Here is a 20,763-nt window from a genome sequence, read left to right on the forward strand (position 1 = left end):
CCTCATTAAGACAATGCACTGAGACGAGGTGACCCATGGCAAGGCAACCAGCTTCGATGAACAAGCCCCGTACCCGCGACTCCCAAGACGACATGGCCCAGGCACTGGCTCTCGCCGATCGTGTCGGTATCCGTGCCGCCGCCCGGGAGCTTGGCCTTCAACCCAGCCAGTGCTACCCGTGGCGAGCCAAGGCCAAAAGCAGCGGCGAGGCCAGCGCCGGGGTATCTATTGCGGCTCCAACAGGCCGGTGTCGACCAGCCCGAAGACCAGATGGGCCCCGGCAAGGGCGGCAAATGCCAGGGCCGGCCGCATTCGACCGCGGAAGCAGCAGGGCCGGGTGGCCGATGAGGGAGAGCAGTACCCCCAGGCCAACGGTTCATGCTTGAAGACTGACGGTAAACTTGAGGGATTGCCCCTGGGGTTTTATGCTACTTATAGATGATGGGCCACCAAGCATGGGAGTTGCCTTTTAAAACCCCCAATAATCAGCGAGTTGGACTCACAATGAGTGCTAAACATTTATCGCCCGAAACCGTGAGCGAGCGCCGTCTGGAAGCCGTGCGGCTGCGCCTTGACGGAGTGACGGTGGCCGAGACCGCGCGTCGAACGGGGCTCTCGGCACCCACGGTCTCGGCGGCCTGGAAGGCCTTCCGGGAAGGCGGCTGGGACGCCGTTCCGATTCGGCCCCGCGGCCGCCCCGCCGGCCAGGCGCATCGCCTGGGCGAGACGCAGCAGCGGCTGCTGTGGCAGCGCCTCACTCACTGGCCCGACACCGACGAGCCCGGCTGGAGCAGCCGCGCCCTGGCCCAGGCCCTCACCGATGCGGAAACAGGCGACGCCTCCCCCCGCGCCATCGAGCACTGGCTGGTCGCCCAGGATCTCAAGCCGTCGCCGATGGCGCTGGACGATCTGGTCCGTCGTCGCACCCGCGAAGGGCGCTGGTTTCGCCAACAGGTGCAGCCGGCACTCGAGGGCCAGGGCGTAGTCGCACACTGGCTGGGAGGCGTTCGCGTGGCGCAGCCTGCCACGTCGTCGGAAAAAGACTCCCGCCGCTATCAGCTCTATCTACACGGCAAGCGCGGCGCCCTGTACTCCCGCTGTTTCACCGCGCCGCCCCGCGCCGACGATTACCTGACGCTGTTTGAACGCCTGGCCTCGCGAGGCCCGATGGCGCTGATCTTTCACGGTGCCTACTTCCGGGCCAGCCCGGAAGTTCAGGACTGGCTCGTGGATCGCTCCGACTTCAGCCTGATCACCGTACCGCCCAACATCACCCTGAGAGCAGCCTCTGCACGCGGCTGATTGCCCTGAACTCACCACATCACATGGAAGGACGATGACGACACTCACCCATCTCCAACGGCTCGAGGCCGAGAGCATCCAGATCATGCGCGAGGTGGTCGCCGAGACCGAGAATCCGGTGATGCTCTACTCCGTCGGCAAGGACAGCGCCGTGATGCTGCACCTGGCACGCAAGGCCTTCGCGCCCTCCCCGCCGCCCTTTCCGCTGCTCCACGTGGATACCCGCTGGAAGTTCCGCGCCATGTACGAGTTCCGTGATCGCATGGCCGAGGAAGCCGGCATGGACCTGCTGGTGCACATCAACCCGGAAGGCATCGAGAAGGACATCAATCCCTTCACCCACGGCTCGGCCATTCACACCGACGTGATGAAGACCGAGGGCCTCAAGCAGGCCATGGACAAGTACGGCTTCGATGCCGCCTTCGGCGGGGCACGCCGCGACGAAGAGAAGTCACGGGCCAAGGAGCGGGTCTTCTCCTTCCGCACCGCCCAGCACCGCTGGGACCCCAAGAACCAGCGCCCGGAACTGTGGAAGCTCTACAACACGCGCAAGCACCACCGGGAGTCGATCCGCGTCTTCCCGCTCTCCAACTGGACCGAACTGGACATCTGGCAGTACATCTACCTGCAGGAGATCCCCATCGTGCCCCTCTACTATTCCGCCGAGCGCCCGGTAGTGGAGCGTGACGGTGCGTTGATCATGGTCGACGATGAGCGCATGCCGCTGGAACCCGGCGAGGTACCGATGATGCGCAAGGTGCGCTTCCGCACGCTGGGCTGCTACCCGCTGACCGGGGCCATCGAATCCGAGGCCGACACCCTGCCGGACATCATTCAGGAGATGCTGCTCACCCGCACCTCCGAGCGCCAAGGCCGCGTCATCGACCACGACAGCGCCGCCTCGATGGAAAAGAAAAAGCAAGAGGGGTACTTCTGATGGCACACGCCTCCGACATGATCGCCGGTGACATCGAGGGCTACCTGCAGGCCCACGAACACAAAGGCCTCGTGCGCTTCATCACCTGTGGCAGCGTGGACGACGGCAAGAGCACCCTGATCGGGCGCTTGCTGTTCGAGTCCAAGCTGCTGTTCGAGGACCAACTGGCCGCCATCGAGGCCGACTCGAAGAAGTACGGGACCCAGGGCGGCGAGATGGACTTCGCCCTGCTGGTGGATGGCCTGGCCGCCGAGCGCGAACAGGGCATCACCATCGACGTGGCCTACCGCTTCTTCTCCACCGACAAGCGCAAGTTCATCGTCGCCGATACCCCGGGGCACGAGCAGTACACCCGCAACATGGTGACCGGCGCCTCCACCGCCGACGCCGCCATCCTGATGGTCGACGCGCGTCACGGCATCCTCACCCAGACCCGCCGCCACAGCTTCCTGATGTCGCTGATCGGCATGCGCCAGGTGGTGGTGGCGATCAACAAGATGGATCTGGTGGACTACTCCAGGGCGCGCTTCGAGGAGATCGTCGAGGAGTATCGGGACTTCGCCAGCCAGCTGGGACTCGAGGAGATCACCTTCATCCCCATGTCGGCACTCAAGGGCGACAACGTCATCGAGCATGGCCACCACATGCCCTGGTACCACGGCCCCACCCTGATGGCCTGCCTGGAAACGCTGGAAATCGATGACGAGCGCTTGCAACGTGCGCCCTTCCGCCTGCCGGTGCAGTGGGTCAACCGACCCAACCTGGACTTCCGCGGCTTCACCGGCATGGTGACCAGCGGCACGGTCAAGCCCGGCGACGCCATTCGCGTGCAGCCCTCCGGCAAGGCCAGCAAGGTCTCGCGGATCTATACCTTCGACGGCGACCTCGACGAGGCCGTGGCCGGTCAGTCCATCACCCTGCTGCTGGACGACGAGATCGACATCTCCCGCGGTGATGTGATCTCCGGAGTCGAGCAACCGGCGCAGACCGCCGACCAGTTCGAGACCACGCTGGTGTGGATGCACGAGCAACCACTGCTGCCCGGCCGCCCCTACCTGATGAAGCTGGGCACCCAGACCGTCTCCGCCACCGTCAGCGACATCAAGTACCAGGTCAACGTCAACACCCTGGAGCATACCGCGGCCAAGCAGCTGGACCTCAACGGCATCGGGATCTGTACCCTGAGCCTGAACAAGGCCGTGGCCTTCGACCCCTACCAGGCGAGCCAGGATACCGGCAGCTTCATCCTCATCGACCGCATGACCAACAACACGGTCGGCGCCGGCATGCTGCACTTCGCCCTGCGGCGTAGCCAGAACATCCATATGCAGCACGTGGATATCGACAAGCAGGCGCGCGCCCTCTCCAAGGCACAGCAGCCCGCGGTGCTGTGGCTCACCGGCCTCTCCGGCGCCGGAAAATCCACCATCGCCAATCTGGTGGAGAAGAAGCTGCACGCCGCCGGCCAGCACACCTACCTGCTGGATGGCGACAACGTACGCCACGGTCTCAACCGCGACCTGGGCTTCACCGATGCCGATCGCGTCGAGAACATTCGCCGCGTGGGCGAGACAGCCAGGCTGATGGTCGATGCAGGCCTGATCGTGCTGACCGCCTTCATCTCGCCCTTCCGCAGCGAGCGCCGACTGGCCCGCGATCTGGTGGAAGACGGCGAATTCATCGAGATCTTCGTCGACACCCCGCTGGAGGTGGCCGAAGACCGCGATCCCAAGGGGCTCTACCGCAAGGCACGGCGCGGCGAACTGAAGAACTTCACCGGCATCGACTCCGCCTACGAGACACCGGAGAATCCGGACCTGCACATCAAGACCGGCGAGATGAGCAGTGACGAAGCCGCCGATGCGATCGTCGAGCTACTGCGCGAACGGAAAATAATCGCTTGAAGCTGGACGCTTGAAGAGCGGCGCTTCGCGCCTGGAAGCTGGAAGAACCTCCCACTACCGCAATCTTGGGGGCTATGCCGCGAAGCGGTATTCTTCCAGCTTCGAGCTTTTCGCTTCCCGCTCCGGGCGAAGCCCGGGACTTCCAGCTTATTGACCACACTCTGCCAAGGAACTCAACAGATGGATCTACCGACACTGCTGGATAGCACCCACGCCATCGCCCTCGAAGCCGGCCAGGCGATCATGCAGGTCTACGCGCGCGACTTCACGGTCGAAGACAAGGAAGACAAGAGCCCGTTGACCGAGGCCGACAAGGCCGCCCATGACGTCATCGCCACGGGGCTGAAGGCCTTGCCAGGCGACATTCCGGTGCTCTCCGAGGAGAATACCGAGGATTTCGCCGGGGCGGACGCCGACGGCCGATACTGGCTGGTGGACCCGCTGGACGGTACCAAGGAGTTCATCAAGCGCAACGGCGAGTTCACGGTGAACATCGCGCTGATCGACAACGGCACGCCGGTGCTCGGCGTGGTCGTCGCCCCCGCGCTGGAGGTGTCATATCTCGCCGCCGCGGGCATGGGCGCCTTCAAGGTGGATGGCAGCGGTGAACGTCAGCCGATCCGCGTGGCCGGACGGCCGGCCGAAGGCGCCAGCTGGCGAGTGGTGGGCAGTCGCTCTCACCCCAGCCCCGACCTGGCCGAGTGGCTGGAGCAACTGGGCAGCCACGACATGGTGCCCATGGGCAGCTCACTGAAGCTGTGCCTGATCGCCGAAGGCGCGGCAGATGTCTATCCCCGCCTCGGCCCCACCTGCCTGTGGGACACCGGCGCCGCCCAGGCGGTGGTCGAGCAAGCCGGCGGCCGCGTCGAGACCCGGGAGGGCAAGACGCTCCGCTACGCCACACCCAGCGAACATCTCAATCCCCACTTCATCGTCTGGGGCTCGACAACCTGACCCAGAAACGACGCAACCCGGCGATATGCCGGGTTGCGTTGAAATGCCCTGTGGAAGCCAATCCTGTGCCAGCGCCGGTCCGACGTATCGGCGCTGGCGCCGTCAGGCGCCCCGGCTCCTCCCTGACTCCCCCTTAGACCCCATAGTACCCGCGATACCACTCCACAAACCGTCGAGCGCCCTCCTCGACCTTGACCCGAGGCCGATAGCCGGTGGCGGCGAACAGGGCCTCGGTATCCGCCCAGGTGCGTGGCACATCGCCGGGCTGCATCGGCTGATAATCGCAGATCGCCTCCTTGCCGGTGGCGGCTTCCACGGCCCGAATGAAGTCCATCAACCCCACCGGGCTGCCATGACCGAGGTTGTAGAGCGCATAGGGGGCACTGCTGCTGTCGGGCCCGCCGCGGGACGCCTTCCAGCCCGGATCGGCAGCGGGGATCACCGCCAGGGCGCGCACCACCCCCTCGGCGATATCGTCGATGTAGGTGAAGTCCCGCGACATCTCGCCCTGGTTGAACACCTGCAGCGGTTCCCCCGCGAGGATCGCCCGGGTGAACTTGAACATCGCCATGTCCGGCCGGCCCCAGGGCCCGTACACCGTGAAGAAGCGAAGCCCGGTAGTGGGAATGCCATAGAGGTGCGAATAGGTATGCGCCATCAGCTCGTTGGCCTTCTTGGTGGCCGCATACAAGCTGACGGGATGATCCACGCTGTCGGAGGTCGCGAACGGCGTCTTGTCGTTCATCCCGTAGACCGAGCTGGACGAGGCATAGACCAGATGCTCCACGCCCCCCTGCCGACACCCTTCCAGTACGTTCAGGTGCCCGATTAGGTTGCTGTCCGCATAGACATGCGGATTCTCCAGGGAGTAACGCACCCCGGCCTGGGCGGCCAGGTGAATCACCCGGTCGAAGCGCTGCTCGGCGAACAGCGCGGCCATGCCTTCCCGGTCGGCCAGGTCCAGCTTCAGGAAGCGGACATCCTCGCATGCGGCCAGGTCGTCCAGTCGCGCCTGCTTGAGCGAGACATCGTAGTATTCGTTCAGGTTATCGATGCCCAGGATCTCGTGGCCCTGCCCCGACAGCCGCTTGGCGACGGCATGGCCGATGAAGCCCGCTACCCCGGTGATCAAGAGTTTCATGTTTCCCCGCGCCCTATCGTATCCCTTCGGGACCTTAATGTTTCCAATTGTGTCTTGAAAAGCACCCAGCATGCCACCCTCATCTCCAGGTAGCCACTGAATCCTCTCTCATCCCTCCGCGGGGAGTGCAGCGGCCCATCATCCACGAAGGTGACGCTCACCGACCGTCGCGAATGGGACAACGTTTTGCTCTGGGCGTTGCGGGCATCTGGTAAGGCCCACTTCGTGAGTGCGTGCCAGCCATGGCCCTGGGGGTTCGCGCCTGCCAGCGCCAGCTATCCCCCGGCATCTCAGCCGGGTCGCGCGCGGCGTGCCACCCCAGCTCAGGCTCTGCCTTGCCGGCGGTAACGAGAATCGCCATATCCTCTCCCACGTTCGGTCCACGCACCCGGGCTCGGGGCTTATCGACCGAGCCTCGCGGGAAGAAGCCGCAAGATACCCGGCTTGCATGGCCAGCATCTGATCGACCTGCAGCCAGCCCGCGATCAGCCCACGATCGAAGGTGCCTCCGCGCATACCGAAGGCATCGACAGCGTTGATCTCGCGGATCAGCCGCTCGCCGGCGTCGGTGAGCCGGATCTCGCCGCCGGCACCAGGCGAGGTATCCGCCAGCAGGGTCATGACGCGGTATGGCAGGATATCGCGGTCGATCACCGAGAGCCGCGAGGGCGCCTGTTGCAGAGCTGGCTTCTCGACCACGCCTGCCATCGCCATGGCCTCGCCCGTACGCGTCTCGTTACCCCCACCGTCGACGAGACCATACCGGTGGAGCTCCTCGACCATGAACTGCGCCCGATGAGTGGCCTGCCACTGCGTGACCGTCTCGTCCAGACCCACGATCAGCTTGCCGGGCCGAGGCAAGACCCGTACATCGCGCAGGATCGCCCCGAACGGCTCGCCTGCTTCGAGCCGGTGAGCGGCACAGTGCACGGCAATCCCCAAGCCAACGCCTGGTGCCGGCGGGTCACGCACCACCTGAGCTCGAGCGGCGCGATGGGCCGCAGCTCATCGAGCAGCGCCTGCTTGCCCTTGGCCTCCAGGCGGGCCTCGAACTCGAAGTGGGTATCGAAATGGACCTCCCCCACCGACTCGCCACTGCGGATGATCCGCACCACCTCGTTGGGGCCCGAGGCCAGCACCTCGTCCACTAGGTGCTGGATCAACGACCGGTCGACCACCGGCACCATCTCCTCGGGAATCGCAATACTGATCGGCAGCAGGCGAGTCCCGAAACCGGCCACCGCGGTAATCACCTGGCGCCATGATCGCCTCAGACTCTCCTTGTCAGGCATTGATTCATGGACACTTCGGCGATAGAGCGCGATGACGCCGTCAGACGCCCGAGGCATTCTCCACCGCCGCTGCACGGCGCTTCCCACAACTCTGGGAAGGCGACATCCTCAGGGTGTTGAAGGAGCCCCCTTGCGCAGCAGGGTGCGCTCCCCCGGGGCGAAGGAAGGGACCGGTTCAGCCGGCGGCCTGGGCCATGACGTCCTCGAGCACGCGGCAGGTGGTGTCGATTTCGCGCTTCGTCAGGGTGGGGTGGCACAGGAACATCAGGCTGGTCTCGCCGAGTTTACGGGCCACCGGCAGGCGTTTGTCGGGTCGCCAACCGGTATCGTCGAAGGCCTTCTCGAGGTAGACCTCGGAACAGGAGCCGCTGTAGCAGGGCACGCCGCGCGCCACCATCGCCTCGATGATGCGGTTCCGGCCCCAGCCGGGATTGAGCGCCTGGGGCTCGACGAAGACATAGCACTTGTAGGCGGCGTGCTGGATGTCGTCGGGGACGACGGGCACGCGCAGTCCGGGACATGCCCTCGCCGCCGCCCAGATGCGCTGGGCATTGGCGAGGCGCGCCGCCGACCAGGCCGGGAGTCTGCGCAGCTGGATCCGGCCGAGAGCCGCCGGTATCTCGGCCATCCGCCAGTTGGTCCCCAGGGAGTGGTGCAGCCAGCGAAAGCCGGCGGGCGGAGACGGCTCATGCACGGCCTCCCAGCTCTTGCCATGGTCCTTGTAGGCCCACATGCGCTGCCAGAGCTCCGGGTCGTTGGTGGTGACCATGCCGCCTTCCCCGCCGGTGGTGAGAATCTTGTCCTGGCAGAAGGACCAGCAGCCGATCCGACCGATGGCGCCCACCGGCTGGCCCCGGTAACGGGCGCCGTGGGCCTGGGCGCAGTCCTCGATGATCTCGATGCCGTCGCGGGCCAACGCCATCAGGCCGGCCATGTCGCAGGGCCAGCCCGCCAGATGCACGGCGATGATCGCCCGGGTGTGGGGCGTGATCATGGGTGCCACGGTCGCCGGGGTGATAGTCTGGGAGTCGCGATCCACATCGGCGAAGACCGGAGTGGCGCCCACCGCGGCGATACAGGAGACCGAGGCCAGGAAGGTCCGCGAGGTGACGATCACCTCGTCACCGGGGCCGATACCCAGGCCGCGCAGGGCCAGTTCCAGGGCCACGGTACCGTTGCTGACGGCGATGGCATATTCGCAGCCCAGGCTCTGGGCGAACTCGCGCTCGAAGTCACGGCCCTGGTGCCCCGTCCAGTAGTTGACCCGGTTGGACAGCAGGACTTCTTCCACGGCCCGTGCCTCTTCCTCGGTGAAGGAAGGCCAGGGAGAAAAGGGTCCGTCAATCATCGGAGGCCTCGCGTGTCAGGAGCTCGCTTTCCTTCATGACCACCGGCGCTTCATCGACGTCGCGCAGAAAGATCATGTCGTCCTGGAACTCATAGTGCTGATAGGCGAAAGCGAACGCATCGGGGTTCAAGTTGGCCTCGAGATAATCGAGGGGCAGATTGGCGCCTGCCCTGGCCATTGCCGACACGAAGGCCACGCACCTCACGTTGATTTCCGTGATCATCGGCTGCCCGTTTGCCGCTTCCTTGAGATCCGCCGTGAACACGCCGTGCGGTGGAATGCCATGAAGGCCAAAGACTTCCCGGATGGCGTCATCGGCGATATCGACCAGGTGCCTGTCATTGATCAGGCGCCCGAAGGCGGTGTTGCCGGTGATGCCGGACGGGGCCACCTTGGCCATGATGTACTCGACCCGTTCGGCACACGCCGAGCGCAGCAGCTGGCCATCGACATAGAGCACCTTGCAGGCCAGGTTCCTGCCCGGCAGGAATTCCGAGGCAATGAACTCCTCCACAGCGGGATTGATACGCACCCATTCGTCGAGTTCTCCCCGGCTGTTGACCTTCAGGGAGCCGAGACCGCTCGACCCGGTGGTCGCGCGCACCCAGAACGGAAAGGGTAACGACAGGTCACCGATATCGCCGCCGTTCGAGAAGGTGCAATGCGTCGGCATATACGGCTTGCCGTGCAGGGCATCATGCATCGCCTTCTTGTCCACCAGGACGCGACTCGCCTGATAGGCGGGAACGAATGCCTTGCAGGGCAGCCTGTGTTCTTCCTTGGCCCTGGCCCAGGCCAGCACCTCGACTTCCGGCATGACCACGGCGAATGCGATCTCGTGCCGATTGACGATACGACCGATGGCTTGCCAGTAATCGTCACTGTCGGCCTCCGGCACCACGTAGGTATCGATGTAGCTATGCCGGTCATAGAGGCCGATGGCCAGGGGATTCGCATCCACTCCCACGAACCGATAGCGCTCGCACCCCGACTCGAGAACCGACCTGACGAAGCTGCGGGGGGTGGGTCCCCCCACCCCCATCACGAGGACGTTGATCCTGTCAGTCATGTTCGTTGCTCCTCTTGCAAGCCGACTTCACGCCCTGAAACCTCGGCATGGCGACATCATTGGCGTGGGAGATACCTTCACGAATGAACACCTTCCTGGCCGTCAACATCAGGATCCTGACATCCAGCCGGAAGGAGTGGTGATCGACATACCAGATGTCGTAGTGGAACTTCTCTTCCCAGGTGATGGCGTTGCGCCCGTTGACCTGGGCCCAGCCGGTGATCCCGGGGCGCACCTCGTGGCGGCGCCGCTGCTCGGGGGTATAGAGCGGCAGGTAGTCCACCAGCAGCGGTCGGGGACCGACCAGGCTCATGTCGCCCTTCAGAACGTTCCACAGTTCGGGCAGCTCGTCGAGGCTGGTGGAGCGCAGCAGGCTACCGAAGGTGGTTAGCCGGCGTTCCGCGGGCAGCAGCTCGCCATGGGCGTCGCGGGTATCGCGCATGGTGCGAAACTTGACCATGCGAAACGGCTCGGCGTGGCGTCCCGGGCGCGTCTGGATGAAGAACACCGGGGAGCCGAGCCGCCAGCGCACCAGCAGCGCCACGACGAGCAGCAGCGGCGCCAGCAGCACCAGCAGGCCGGCGGCGACCGTCACATCGAAGCATCGCTTGAGCATGAGAACCCCATCTCCTTGAGCATCACCGCGTTGACTTGCCTGACGTCATACTTCGTCAGGGCCGCTTGCCGGGCGCGCTCGCCCATGCTGATCGCCAGCTCGGGACGCTCGAGGAAGCGGCGCATGGCCGCGGCAAGGCGGTCGACGTCCCGCGGCGGGACCAGATAGCCGTTCACGCCGTCCGCCACGGTTTCCCGACAGCCTGGCGTGTCGGTGGTGATCACCGGCCGCCCCATCGCCAGCGCCTCGAGGATGGTGCGCGGGACGCCCTCGCGATAGAAGCTGGGCAGCACGAAGACGCTGGCGGCCCCGAGGGCCTCGCGCACGTCGCTCATCGCGCCGAGATAGCTGATGACGCCATCGGCCTCCCAGCGGGCCAGCTCCGCGGGCGGGATCGACCTCGGGTTGCTGTCCAGCATCCCCACCAGCATGAAATGGGCCTCGGGAAACTCCGCCTTGAGGCGATAGGCGGCCTCGGCGTACTCGCGCACCCCCTTGTCGATCAGCAGGCGGGCGATCAGCAGGAAGGTCGGGCGGCCGGCCGGCGCCCGCGGGGCGTAATGGTCGACATCGACCCCGGAGCCGTTGACCACCACGGAGGGCGTGGTCCCGTTCAGCACGCCCAGTCGTCGGAACAGGGCCTGGTCGTCGGGGTTCTGGAAGAACACCTTATGGGCGAAGCGTAGCGACTGGCGATAGAGGCCGGTGACGAGCCCGCCGATCAGGCGTTGCCGGTGGCCGAGCTCGTGGTCCGAGAAGGCGTAGCCGAGCCCGGTGATCAGGGCGAAACGGTGCGGACAGCCGGCAAGGAAGGCGCTCAGTGTGCCGAAGATCACCGGCTTGATGGTGTAGCCCAGCACATAATCGGGCCGGATGCGCCGCATCAGGCCGACCAGGCCGAACAGGGTGCGCAAATCGTCCAGGGGGCTGATGCCGGTGCGATTGAGGAAGACCTCGTGGACCCTCGCGCCCATCCGCTCCAGTTCGGCGCGGACCGGGCTATCCGGGGGCAGGTTGGGACCGGCGGCATGGACCGTCAGCCCCAGGGCGATCAGCTCGGCGATCAGGTGGCCGCGGAAGCTGACCAGCGACACCGGCGACCCGGCGATGATCAAGAAGGTCCCGCCTGGTTCCTGGTTCATGAGCGCCTCTCCTTGGCTATCCGGTTGTTGTTCCCTATCCGTCCCTTGCGCCATGGCCGCCCTGTTCTCTCGGGCGTGTCACCAAGGCACTCGCTCCAGACATCGTCGAAGGCAGCCACCATCCGCTCGAGGGTGAAGTGATCGGCGATGCGACGGGTGCAGGCCTGACGCCGCTCGGCCCAGCGTGCCGGTTGCGTCTCGCGCTCGTGAAGCGCGGCCTGGATCGCCGCCGCGAGCGCCGTCGATTCTCGGGGTGGCACCACCCAGCCGGTCTCGTCGATGATCCGCGCGGTGTCGCCGACCGCCGTGCCCACGCAGGGCGTTCCGCAGGCCATGGCCTCGGCGATCACGTTGGGAAAGCCCTCGCCGAAGGCGCTGGAGAGCACGTGCAGGTCGAGGGCGTTCATCAGCTGCGGGATGTCCGAGCGCAGGCCCAACAGGCGGACCCGCGACGCCAGGCCCCGCTCGTCGATCCAGCCGCGTAGCTCGGCGTTGTCGGCATCGAGGCGTGCACCGACCAGCAGACACAGGAAATCGTGGCCGCAGGCCTGCACCTCGGCCAGCGCCTGCAGGAGGTTCCGGTGGTCCTTCTGGGCATTGAAGCGCCCCACCATGCCCAGGACGGGCCGGCCAGCGTCGGCACCCAGCAGCGCGGTGCGCTGCGCGGCGGCGTCCTCGCGGGGCCGGAAGTCGGCGAGGTCGTAGCCGTTGGCGATCACCACCAGCTTGTCGGCACGATAGCCGAGCGAGGCATGCAGCTCGGCCGCCTCATGGGCGCAGCAGACGATGCGGTCGGGAACCCTCCCCGACAGGTGCGCGCAGAGCCTGGCCGCGAGGATCGATGAGCGTGAGCTCTGCCCCGACTCCAGGGCGGTATGGCGAATCCCCCAGCAGACGTGGCGAATGCCAGCGAGGCGCGCGCAGAGCCCCCCGACCAGGTCGGGATGGTACATCCAGGTCTGGACGAGATCCGGGCGCAACCGCCTGAGGTGCCTGAAGAGGGTCACGGTACCGGCGAGCAGCCCCCCCAGGCGGGAGCAGCTCAGCGACAGCACTTCGACACCATGATCGCGTAGCGTCTCCTCCAGTGTACCGCCGCCGAGCATGGCGATGACGGTGTGGCGATGGCGAGTGTCGCCAGTGCACAGCCGGCAGAGGGCCGACTGGGCGCCACCGGGGTAGAGGCTGGTGATGACATGGACGATACGCATGCAGGGCTCCCTGTCGTGGCGAGATGGCGGCAGGCCTCAGTCGGCCGGCGTGTGCTGCTTCAGCCATTCGAGGACCCCGAAGGGCACCAGGGAGAGCATCGTCCACTTCAGGCAATACCCCCGGCCATGCGTCCAGTAGAAGGCACCGGGCAGTGCCGAGACCGGCAGCGCCTCACGCTTCTTCTTCTGCTCGAGCCAGGCATACTTGATCATCTGGTTGGCGTAGAGCTTCAGCCACTTCTCGTCCTCCTGGCTGGTGAGCGGGCGGAGATCCATGACCATATCGCGAAAGAGCGCGATGGACGGGATATTGTTGCGGGACACGCCGATCACGTCCCCGTGGTGGACGGAGGCGACATGGGGCGACCAGACCAGGTACTTCAACTTCGCCAGCAGTTCTACCCAGGCATAGAGATCGCCGGAACGCTGCGTGCGGCCATCGGGAAAGATCCGATGGGTATCGAGCGCGGCCCGCTTGATCAGGATCGAGTTGGTGCCGATGGCACGCCTCCCCTGGCAGGCCTGCTTCAGGTAATCCGTGAGATGGAGCACCTGGGGGCCCCGGGACATGAAGCGCTCGGCGAAGGCGTCCAGTTGCTGCCGACCGCCGCGCTGCAGCAGACGCGCCGCGCTGATGAGCGCGATTTCCGGATAGCGGACGGCAATCCCCATCGACGCGTCGAGATGGTCGGGCAGCCAGACGTCATCGGCGTCGAGAAAGGCGACCCAGTCACCGCGGGCCTGCTGGATCCCCAGGTTCCGCGCGGCGTAGCCACCGGGCCCCGGGCACTCCCTGCGCAGCACCCGGATCCGGGCATCGTCGAAGGAGGCGACGCGGGCCAGGCTATCATCCCGTGAGGCATCATCGATGACCAGTACCTCAAGCTGACGATAGCCCTGGTCGAGCACGGACTGCAGGGCCCGTGATACGTAGTCTTCCTTGTTGTGGACGGGAATGACGACACTGACGAGTGGCCGCATGATGATCTCCCTCTAGGCAATACCTGAGAAGTGCTTTCGCTCGCCGACTTTTCAGACAAAGATTATGCATCTTTCTTCAACGTTGGTTGCGCCTTTTCATCAGAGAAAGGCGAACAGAACGTGTAACAGATTCCCATGCCGATCAACATCCACATCAGCCTTGCCGAATACCCCTTGAAGATGAACGGCTCCTTGATCTCGGCGATGAACATGATGATCATGATGACGATCCACAGGCTCTTGTAATGGGTCATCATCAGCACGAACCGGGCAAGATAGCCGATCAGCAGATAGAAGAGCACGGCCAACGGGATCCCCAGGGCAGTAAACATCCGCATATACCCCGCATCCACATGTCTCTGCAGGCTGAAATCTCCTCCATGGGCCCCCACGCCAAACACCAGCTTCGTCCAGTGGGCTGTCATGTCGAACATGCTCGCCACGGTGGTGACCGTTCCCTCCTGACGAATTCCGTCGGCGCCCTCGTAAAGAAAGCTGATGGAGTAGCCCAGCAGGCTATCGGGAAAGAATATGGCGAACATCGGTGGGGCGATAACCACGATGGCCGAAATGCTTATATAGAGAATAATGCGTCGCAGGGAAGCCTGATGCTGCGACAGCATAAGATTGAACAAATGAAACAGAACAATGCCGATGAAACCGACCACGATACCGGTGCGACCGATGAATAGCAGCGAGGTAAAAATGGTCACCGAGGCCACTATAAAGTAGAGAAAGCTGATCTTGCGCTTGATATAGAGGGCCTGGAGCAGCACCAGTACCATGCCGTGGAAGAGGGAGAGATTGGCCGCCCCTCCCGAGGCGATACCCCGAAGGCGATACTCTCGAGTCAGATAGTTGATGTTGGAGTTCTCTTGCTGGTACAGAACGGATTCCACGAGCTGACGAAACGGTGGAAAGTGATACTCCACCAGGATGATGATGGCGTTGATGAAGACCACGAAGGTGATCAGCCTGAAGCACAGAGTCAGTGCCTGATCCAGATCGAGTGCCTTGTCGATCAGATAGAGGGCCAGGACAAATCCCAGCAGAATATAGACACCCACCTGAATCATATAGTTCTGGAAGGACGTGCTGAAGGCCTCCATATAGACGATAATCAGGATCAGGTTATACAAGCAGAACAGACACAGCCCGATGAGCGTGATCAGCAGGGACACCTGTTGCAATGAATTGATGAGCAGGCGATATTGAACGATTAAAAAAAGGAAGGTTGCGATCATGCCGCCGTGGATCAGCATACCACCCACATCGAAATAGGGGCTCAACAGGTAGAGATACAGCAACAGCGTCAACATGATGATATTTCGATAGGTCACCCCGTGGATGTACCGGAGCCCCCCTCGAAAGCTGTCGACGTCCATGGTTCTGGTTGTAAATTTCACGGTAATCCACCCTGGGATTCACTGGCATCGCCGGTGTGATGCTCTCCTACCTGAGGCTCGGGGCGGAACAAGAAACTGTTCCGCTCCGAGCCTCTGCTTTCATTTATAGGAATAGTTGTAATAACCGTATCCATAGCTGATGGCGGCGGTCTTCTCGATCGCGTTGAGGATACAGCCCTTCACCTCGACCCCGGTGGTCTCCAGGCGACGCACGGCAATTCGAACCTCGCGCAGCGGGTTGACACCGAAGCGCGCGACCAGCAGGGAGGTGCCGGCCACCTTGCCGATGATGGAGGCATCGGTGACGGCCAGGATCGGCGGCGTGTCGATGAAGACGAGGTCATAGGCCTGGCTGACCTCATGCACCATCTCCGCGAATTCTTGACGCATCAGCAGCTCGGAGGGGTTGGGCGGTGCCACGCCACGTGTCATGTAGTGCAGACCGGGCACGTCGGAGGCACGGATGGCCTTCTCGGCCGCCAGCTTGCCGGAGATCACCTCGGAGAGCCCCTTTTCGGACTTGTCCTTGAAGGTATGGTGCAAGTTGCCCTTGCGCATGTCCGAATCGATCACCAGCACCTTCTGCCCCGCCTGAGCACAGACGAAGGCCAGGTTGATGGTGATGAAGCTCTTGCCGATCCCCGGACTCGGGCCGGTGATCATGATGCAGTTGTTGCGTGCGTCCATCATGGCGAAGTGCAGGCTGGTCCGTAGCCCCCGGATCGCCTCCACCGCCATGTCGGTGGGATGGGACTTGGCCAGGAAACTTCCGATGGCATGCTTGGAGAGCTTGTCCTTGCGGTACTTGATACGCTTGACGAGCTTCATCTGATCAAGGGAGCGGGGCACCGTGGCATAGACCGGCAGGCCGAGATCCTCCAGTTGCTCGGCGCTCTCGACGCCCTTGCTGAGCAGCCCGTGTAGCAGGATCAGGCAAATGGCCAGCAGCAGCCCCACCAGCATGGCGATGACCAAGATAAGCGCCGGCCTCGGCTTGATCGGCCAGGGCTTGACCATGGCGAAGTCGATGATGCGCACGTTACCGACGGTGGCGGCCTTGGCGATGTTCAGCTCCTGCATGCGGTTGAGCAGCTGCACATAGATCTGCTGGGTGACCTCCACATCACGGGTCATCCGCAGGATCTGCTGCTGGGTCTCGGGCAGGTGACTGGTACGCTCTTCCAGGTTGGCCCGTTCACGCTGGAGCTGGGCCTTCTTGTCGAGCAGGGCGGCATAGACCGGGTGATTGGGAGTGAACCGCCGCGACAACTCGGATTCCTGCATCTCGAGCTCGTTCATGCGACTCTCGATGTCGACCATGCTGGTCAGGACGTTCTGAGTCTCCTGGCTCAGATCGACGCTCTCCTGCTCGGTACGGTAGTCGTTGAGTCGATTCTCGGCCTCGACCAGCTGCTCCCGCACCCGCGGCAACTGCTCGTCGAGGAAGGCCAGGCTCTTCTCGGCCTCGGCGGCCTGACGGGCAATATTCTGCGCCAGATACACCTCGGCGATGGCATTGAGCGACGCCTCCACCTCGGCACGATCGGGACCGGTCAGGATCAACTCCAGGACACCGGTATCGCTCTCACCCTTCTGCAGGACATTGAAGCGACTCTTGAGGCTGTTGATCGCCCCCTGAGGGCTGCGCTTGACGATGGTGAACCGGGCCCCGGGCGGCGCCTGGATCTCGCTGACCCGGATCTCGATCCAGGGGGTGCTGGCCTCGGACCGCTCGCCGGGCCGACCAGTCAACAGGACCTCCTCTTCCATACCGAGGAGCCGATAACCGCCGTCCTGGGCCACCTCCAGGGTGAGCGGCTGGTTCACGAGTTCCGGATCGACGCTCAGCGATTCGACGTTGATGCTCTCGCCGCCCCAGACCTCGGGCCGGCCCTCGGCGAAGGCGGGACGCAGGATCTCGTGGCGGATGATGGCGTTACCGACCACGGGGAAGACGACGGGTGCGACGCTGATGTCCAGCTTCTGTTGACTGGCCGCCTGTCCGATGATCAGCCGGGAGCGCAGGATTTCCACCTGCGCCGCCGTCCTCGGCTCTTCTTCGGTAAGCATCGCGGCGATCTCGTCGGCGCCGGTATTGCCACCGGCCCTTTCGACCTGGACGAGGGCATCACCCTGGTAGATTGGAGTGACGAGCTGCGAGTAGACGAACCCGGCGATCCCGAACAACAGGGTCATCAGGATAATCTTCCACTTGTTATCGATCAGGATGCCAAGCAGGCGTCCCAGATCGAGATGTTCTTCACCATGGGGCATGCTGGACGCAGGAGACATCCCTTGGCGGGGTGGCACCATGGTGTTCGTATGTAGACTGGTCATGTTGATGTCATCCTTGGAAGGGTGCGGCGAAACACCGCTCTGGAAGACCCTGCCGCGGGTATCATGGCAACCTCATGCGCGCGCCTGGATGAGCCGATGCACAAGGTTGCCATCACACGAGGTGGCTCGAGTGGATCAGAGGTTGCCAACATCGCTGGTCGTATCCGCCACCGTACCGGGCAGGCTGATGGACGGCAGCAGCAGACTGATGACGTTGTTCCAGCGAGCCAGCGGCGCAGACGTCACGTAGATGATGTCCTGAGGCTCGAGCGGGAAATAGGACCCCATGTTGAGGGCGACAGCATTGGAGATGTCGAGCTGGAAGACGGTCGCCATCTTCTCGCTGCCCTGTGGCTTCGCCCGAATCACGAAGATACCGGAGGGCTCGGCACGATTCTCGACGACGCCCCCGGCGCGAGACAGGGCATCGGTGAGGCTGAGGTATTCCCTACCCACCTGAACATTGCCTGGGTTGCGCACCTGGCCCAGCACGGAAATGTTCTGGTTCTCTGCCGAGGAGACATGTAGCACGTCACCGGCCTGCATCAGGGAATTCTGTGTCAGGTCACCCTTCTTCAGTATGTCGTAGAGAGACAGCGTCATCTCCTGGCCATTGCGCGTCAGAGTGACGTTGTGCCAGTTGGCATTATCGGTGGCCCCCCCCGCCTCGCTGATCGCGTCCAGCACGGTCATGGGAACATTGGTGATGGGCTGTGTGCCGGGGGCCTCGACCTCGCCACTGATGTAGTACTTCTTGGAGCGGAAGGCCGCGACATTCACCTCGACCTGTGGCTCGGCGATATAGGTCGCCAGACGCTGGGTGAGGGTGCGTCGGATCTGGTTGACGGTCTTCCCCTCAACCTGGATGTTGCCAATATAGGGGTAGTAGATAGTGCCGTCGGCATGGACCAGGGTACCCGATTCTTCCGCACTGCGTTCGCTACCCGCCGGAATGGTCAATTCCGGATGATCGTAGACGATGATATTCAGTACATCACCCGGTCCGACGAGGTATTGATATTCCTCAATCTCGCGTATCATCTCGGCCGACATGGACTGCGCCTTCGTGGCGCCATTCTCGGCACGATAGTTGGAAATCAGTTGCGGCGTGATCGACACGATATCCACCTGGCTATCCAGGTTCATTTCCTGCGCCTCATAATCGATATGGCCACCAGGTGCCAGAGAACAACCTCCCACCAGGCTCACAGGAAGCAGTGCGACAGCCAAGCAGGTGCTGCGTGTCAGCTTGTTCATGGTCTTCCTCTCCCTCGCTCTCAAGAAATTCCGAGTGCTCTTTTGGAGTCCAGTGGCCCACCCTTCTCATTCATCGGCGTTTCACCGACCGATCTCTTCCGTGGTGCCTTTGCCCGATGCCCAGTAGAAAGTGCCAGATGTTCACTATGCGCGCTGCGTGATTGTGCCGAGAGAAACACTCGCCCGCTAACAGTCACCAATGACATCTTCCATGAGTGGCATCATCACACTCGATGAGTTGCAGCTTCACCCCCAACATCCACAGGGTAATAATCATCATTACACAAAATTACAAATATCACGAACTGTCGTAAGGGTGGAATTTCTCATCTCTAAAGACTGAGCCGTCATAGTGCAGACTGACAGTCCATGTCACCCCAGACAGATTTCATCATCTTGTAATAAAAGGCATTTCTAGAAAACCAAAGTTAAAGGAACGTGATGCCTGCTCACCAGAAGTACAATCGAATGGATATGGGCGAGGAATGGGCTGTTCAGAAGGAGAAAACTAGTCATTTCCGTCGTGCCGGAATGCACGAGAAAGCCCCTTTCCAGCCAGACAGCTTGTGCTCAGCGGGCGGGAGGGTCGATAGCATCGATATTCCTGCCCAGGTCCATCACGGCATCCGAGGTGTTGCGCAGCCGCAGAAAGTTGTTGCCGATGAAGCCACTGACCTCGTGGGAGGTGATGATGGCATTGCGGCCATCACCATCGTTGCCCTGGATATCGACCTGCCGCGACCATAGCAGGCGCACATGACCTCCCTCGAGCACGTTGTCCTTGATCTTGACGATCCGGGTAAACTTGTCGGCATCTCCATGATAGGCATCGGTAATCGTGGCGGCCGAAGAAGTGAAGCGATTGCCAGTTATCCATAAGCCTCTAGAGATGCGACCGTCCCGCTTTTGGTGAAAGCCGCCATACACGCAGCCACGTTCGACCTGGCTGGCCACGTTGTGCAGTACATGGATTCCATCGTGTCGATCGATCCAGTAGGCGTTTCGCGTGTTGATCGCGCTGTTGGCGATAAGCTGGGTATCATAGGCAGAGGCGAGACGGAAACCATGTAGCGCTTGACCATCGGTATGATTGGCCATGATCAGGACATTCTGTGCCCCACCTTCGCAGCCGATACCGACCTGCCCACGCAAGACCCGGCACTGGCGGATAACGCCACGATGCGTCGAGTTCCAGAAGTCACTGTGAATATCGTTGGTAAAGTCCCCCATCCCGTAGCCAGTTACGAAGATGCCGTAACTGGAGGCATCCTCACAGCGCACCCGCTCGATCAGGAAGTCAGAGACTCCCTCCAGCCGCAGTAGGGGGCCGTTGTCGCTTGTGCGCTTGTCGGCACCGATAAGACAGAAGTCAGACAGCACAACACCACTCTCATGAAGGATATCCCCGACATCGAGATGCATCAGAATATACCTGTCCTCGAGCCAGTCCTCGGGACGCGCTTCGATAACGGTATTGGTCATTCCCTGACCATGCAGGCGAAGGCCATCATGCAGTCGCAACTTGCGATGAACGAACCAGTGTCCCGCCTCGATCACCCCGACCACCCTGTCCGTGGCGATATCATCGAGAAAGCGCTGGAGATGTCGATGATCGGTCACCGGATCGCCGCTGGGCGCCATGCCCAGTTGGCTGGTGGTGAGAATCGCCGGTCTGGGGCGTATCCCGGGCGCCGCCGCGTGCTTCGGGGACGTGACCGATGACACCCCGGCAGTTGCCAGAAGGGCATTGTCAGTATCCGTGAGGGAGTCGAGTGACATGAGCTGGCTCCTGGTAGGCGTAAAGCACGTCCACGTGCATTTCGGCGTTGCGGGCCCTGGACATTGGAACTCGAGATGCCGCCTCGC

Annotated in this window: 17 protein-coding genes; 4 read left to right on the forward strand and 13 right to left on the reverse strand. The window is 63.0% G+C overall.

Annotated elements, in window-relative coordinates; translation table 11 throughout:
* The first annotated feature begins 534 nt into the window (after positions 1-534).
* The 4 genes from QWY76_RS04615 to cysQ all read left to right on the forward strand — a co-directional run bounded on the left by QWY76_RS04615 (position 535) and on the right by cysQ (position 5,097).
* Positions 535-1,302, forward strand: coding sequence for a helix-turn-helix domain-containing protein (locus QWY76_RS04615; RefSeq protein ID WP_290309938.1), 768 nt, complete (start codon positions 535-537; stop codon positions 1,300-1,302).
* A gap of 34 nt (positions 1,303-1,336) precedes the next feature.
* Complete coding sequence (gene cysD / locus QWY76_RS04620) at positions 1,337-2,239, forward strand: sulfate adenylyltransferase subunit CysD (RefSeq protein ID WP_290309939.1); 903 nt, start codon at positions 1,337-1,339, stop codon at positions 2,237-2,239.
* Positions 2,239-4,143, forward strand: coding sequence for a sulfate adenylyltransferase subunit CysN (gene cysN, locus QWY76_RS04625; protein WP_290309940.1), 1,905 nt, complete (start codon positions 2,239-2,241; stop codon positions 4,141-4,143). The genes cysD and cysN overlap by 1 nt, the downstream gene beginning before the upstream one ends.
* Positions 4,144-4,323: 180 nt before the next feature.
* Positions 4,324-5,097, forward strand: a complete 774-nt coding sequence (gene cysQ, locus QWY76_RS04630) for a 3'(2'),5'-bisphosphate nucleotidase CysQ (protein ID WP_290309941.1) — start codon at positions 4,324-4,326, stop codon at positions 5,095-5,097.
* A gap of 133 nt (positions 5,098-5,230) precedes the next feature.
* On the opposite strand, the gene QWY76_RS04635 is transcribed toward cysQ, so the two are convergent.
* The 13 genes from QWY76_RS04635 to QWY76_RS04695 all read right to left on the reverse strand — a co-directional run bounded on the left by QWY76_RS04635 (position 5,231) and on the right by QWY76_RS04695 (position 20,676).
* A complete protein-coding gene (locus QWY76_RS04635; protein ID WP_290309942.1) occupies positions 5,231-6,238 on the reverse strand; it encodes an NAD-dependent epimerase in 1,008 nt (335 codons plus the stop codon).
* 138 nt (positions 6,239-6,376) lie between these two features.
* On the reverse strand, positions 6,377-7,021 hold the full coding sequence (locus QWY76_RS04640) for a glycosyltransferase family protein (protein WP_290309943.1): 645 nt from the start codon (positions 7,019-7,021) through the stop codon (positions 6,377-6,379).
* 56 nt (positions 7,022-7,077) lie between these two features.
* A complete protein-coding gene (locus tag QWY76_RS04645; RefSeq protein ID WP_290309944.1) occupies positions 7,078-7,530 on the reverse strand; it encodes a sugar phosphate nucleotidyltransferase in 453 nt (150 codons plus the stop codon).
* Between the two features lie 175 nt (positions 7,531-7,705).
* On the reverse strand, positions 7,706-8,878 hold the full coding sequence (locus tag QWY76_RS04650; RefSeq protein ID WP_290309945.1) for a DegT/DnrJ/EryC1/StrS family aminotransferase: 1,173 nt from the start codon (positions 8,876-8,878) through the stop codon (positions 7,706-7,708).
* Positions 8,871-9,947, reverse strand: a complete 1,077-nt coding sequence (locus QWY76_RS04655) for an ATP-grasp domain-containing protein (protein ID WP_290309946.1) — start codon at positions 9,945-9,947, stop codon at positions 8,871-8,873. The genes QWY76_RS04650 and QWY76_RS04655 overlap by 8 nt, the downstream gene beginning before the upstream one ends.
* Positions 9,940-10,563: a sugar transferase gene (locus tag QWY76_RS04660; RefSeq protein WP_290309947.1), complete on the reverse strand. Its 624-nt coding sequence runs from the start codon at positions 10,561-10,563 to the stop codon at positions 9,940-9,942. Before QWY76_RS04660 ends, QWY76_RS04655 begins: the two co-directional genes overlap by 8 nt.
* On the reverse strand, positions 10,539-11,705 hold the full coding sequence (locus QWY76_RS04665; protein ID WP_290309948.1) for a glycosyltransferase family 4 protein: 1,167 nt from the start codon (positions 11,703-11,705) through the stop codon (positions 10,539-10,541). Before QWY76_RS04665 ends, QWY76_RS04660 begins: the two co-directional genes overlap by 25 nt.
* Positions 11,702-12,916, reverse strand: coding sequence for a glycosyltransferase (locus tag QWY76_RS04670; RefSeq protein ID WP_290309949.1), 1,215 nt, complete (start codon positions 12,914-12,916; stop codon positions 11,702-11,704). Before QWY76_RS04670 ends, QWY76_RS04665 begins: the two co-directional genes overlap by 4 nt.
* Before the next feature lie 36 nt (positions 12,917-12,952).
* Positions 12,953-13,897 (reverse strand): glycosyltransferase family 2 protein, encoded by a 945-nt coding sequence (locus QWY76_RS04675; RefSeq protein ID WP_290309950.1) that lies wholly within the window; start codon positions 13,895-13,897, stop codon positions 12,953-12,955.
* Positions 13,898-13,959: 62 nt separating this feature from the next.
* Positions 13,960-15,282: a hypothetical protein gene (locus tag QWY76_RS04680; protein WP_290309951.1), complete on the reverse strand. Its 1,323-nt coding sequence runs from the start codon at positions 15,280-15,282 to the stop codon at positions 13,960-13,962.
* A gap of 120 nt (positions 15,283-15,402) precedes the next feature.
* Positions 15,403-17,640: a polysaccharide biosynthesis tyrosine autokinase gene (locus QWY76_RS04685; protein ID WP_353960390.1), complete on the reverse strand. Its 2,238-nt coding sequence runs from the start codon at positions 17,638-17,640 to the stop codon at positions 15,403-15,405.
* 135 nt (positions 17,641-17,775) lie between these two features.
* Positions 17,776-18,897 carry a polysaccharide export protein gene (locus QWY76_RS04690; RefSeq protein WP_290309952.1) on the reverse strand — a complete coding sequence of 374 codons (1,122 nt, stop codon included), beginning with the start codon at positions 18,895-18,897 and terminating at the stop codon, positions 17,776-17,778.
* Between the two features lie 570 nt (positions 18,898-19,467).
* Entirely contained in the window at positions 19,468-20,676 is a 1,209-nt protein-coding gene (locus QWY76_RS04695; RefSeq protein ID WP_290309953.1) for a right-handed parallel beta-helix repeat-containing protein, read from the reverse strand.
* Positions 20,677-20,763 lie beyond the last annotated feature (87 nt).

The sequence above is a fragment of the Halomonas maura genome (assembly GCF_030409305.1).
GTDB classification, from domain to species: domain Bacteria; phylum Pseudomonadota; class Gammaproteobacteria; order Pseudomonadales; family Halomonadaceae; genus Halomonas; species Halomonas maura.

Bases quoted from the DNA above. Each gene is read 5' to 3' on its own strand.
- QWY76_RS04685 (WP_353960390.1), bottom strand. From the start codon at position 17,640: ATGACCAGTCTACATACGAACACCATGGTGCCACCCCGCCAAGGGATG.
- QWY76_RS04670 (WP_290309949.1), bottom strand. From the start codon at position 12,916: ATGCGTATCGTCCATGTCATCACCAGCCTCTACCCCGGTGGCGCCCAG.
- QWY76_RS04650 (WP_290309945.1), bottom strand. From the start codon at position 8,878: ATGATTGACGGACCCTTTTCTCCCTGGCCTTCCTTCACCGAGGAAGAG.
- QWY76_RS04660 (WP_290309947.1), bottom strand. From the start codon at position 10,563: ATGCTCAAGCGATGCTTCGATGTGACGGTCGCCGCCGGCCTGCTGGTG.
- QWY76_RS04690 (WP_290309952.1), bottom strand. From the start codon at position 18,897: ATGAACAAGCTGACACGCAGCACCTGCTTGGCTGTCGCACTGCTTCCT.
- cysQ (WP_290309941.1), top strand. From the start codon at position 4,324: ATGGATCTACCGACACTGCTGGATAGCACCCACGCCATCGCCCTCGAA.
- QWY76_RS04645 (WP_290309944.1), bottom strand. From the start codon at position 7,530: ATGCCTGACAAGGAGAGTCTGAGGCGATCATGGCGCCAGGTGATTACC.
- QWY76_RS04655 (WP_290309946.1), bottom strand. From the start codon at position 9,947: ATGACTGACAGGATCAACGTCCTCGTGATGGGGGTGGGGGGACCCACC.
- cysD (WP_290309939.1), top strand. From the start codon at position 1,337: ATGACGACACTCACCCATCTCCAACGGCTCGAGGCCGAGAGCATCCAG.
- QWY76_RS04695 (WP_290309953.1), bottom strand. From the start codon at position 20,676: ATGTCACTCGACTCCCTCACGGATACTGACAATGCCCTTCTGGCAACT.
- QWY76_RS04635 (WP_290309942.1), bottom strand. From the start codon at position 6,238: ATGAAACTCTTGATCACCGGGGTAGCGGGCTTCATCGGCCATGCCGTC.
- QWY76_RS04680 (WP_290309951.1), bottom strand. From the start codon at position 15,282: ATGGACGTCGACAGCTTTCGAGGGGGGCTCCGGTACATCCACGGGGTG.
- cysN (WP_290309940.1), top strand. From the start codon at position 2,239: ATGGCACACGCCTCCGACATGATCGCCGGTGACATCGAGGGCTACCTG.
- QWY76_RS04640 (WP_290309943.1), bottom strand. From the start codon at position 7,021: ATGGTCGAGGAGCTCCACCGGTATGGTCTCGTCGACGGTGGGGGTAAC.
- QWY76_RS04665 (WP_290309948.1), bottom strand. From the start codon at position 11,705: ATGAACCAGGAACCAGGCGGGACCTTCTTGATCATCGCCGGGTCGCCG.
- QWY76_RS04675 (WP_290309950.1), bottom strand. From the start codon at position 13,897: ATGCGGCCACTCGTCAGTGTCGTCATTCCCGTCCACAACAAGGAAGAC.